Source organism: Bacillus sp. AP50 (assembly GCF_040492675.1).
In the GTDB taxonomy this organism is placed as follows: domain Bacteria; phylum Bacillota; class Bacilli; order Bacillales; family Bacillaceae_G; genus Bacillus_A; species Bacillus_A cereus.
Window position 1 is genome coordinate 1 of the sequence record NZ_JBEUTW010000373.1, and the last position, 1,036, is coordinate 1,036.

The window sequence follows — 1,036 nt, forward strand, 5'->3', positions numbered from 1 at the left end:
AAAAAAGCTGATTGCTTCTTAAGAAGCAATCAGCTTTTTTCATTGTTAGGGGAGTATTCCTATATGATAAACCAAGGTAAAATTGCTAACCCAGAAGTTATAATCGCTGTAGTAAATATTAAAAGCATAGCTCGTTTGTTTTGTTTCATGTCACATTCTCCTCTACATATCAAGTACATGCGATCAGCGTGGGATGTAGTTCCCCACTGAGTAAAGTTTCACTTTATATTTTTAGTATAATAAATGGTAAGGATTGGTACGATCGATAAAGGTGACATGAAGATTACATTGTTGTAATGCAAAAAAACATCTTTCTTATTAAGAAAGATGTTTTTGGAAAACTACCCCGCTATTTGTGGGCAGTAACTCCCATCTTAAAATTCAGCGAATGCGAGGGAGTTAGGTGGGCGATAACTGCCCGTAAAAGCCCGATTGATTCAGCTAATACTCAGTGGAGGATGGAAAAATCACACACTGAGTAAAGTTTCACTTTATATTCTACAACATCGAGCATAAGTTGTTCTACATGTAATTTATCGGCATTTTCAATAATTGCTTTAATTAGAGCTCGTCCTGCTCCAAGGCCACGCGCTTTTGGAGAAACAAAAACGGAACCGATTTTTGCTTTATGTTCTTGTTTAATAAATGGTTTTGTTTCTAAAGTAGCGATACCAATTAAATCATTATCTTTGAAGACACCTAGAGTATACTTATCTGGATTGCTTAATCGTTTAGCCATAGCAGCCACAGGATTTTCATGTTTAAGAACATCTTCATAAGAAGAGCTAAAAGCTTCCGGATTCTTCGTTAAACCTTCCATACAAACTTTTAAATATATTTCTGCGTCCTCTGTTGTTAATAAGCGAATTTCCATAGTTGTAACCTCCCTGGTGGATTTCAAATAAATCCATTACTTTTATAAGATTGAGTATATGTTTTGTTAGTATTCTCTTTTAATTTGTAAAAGAATGAAAAGATATATGCTACAATGTTTTGTTTTAATTATGTAATGAAATTATATATTAACTTTATTAAC

General features: G+C 33.4%; 1 pseudogene. It reads right to left on the reverse strand.

The features are described 5' to 3' along the window. Nucleotides 1-463: 463 nt before the first annotated feature. Nucleotides 464-874 (reverse strand): annotated as a pseudogene (locus ABWK52_RS22680) (GNAT family N-acetyltransferase); the annotation flags it as partial. Between the last annotated feature and the right edge of the window lie 162 nt (nt 875-1,036).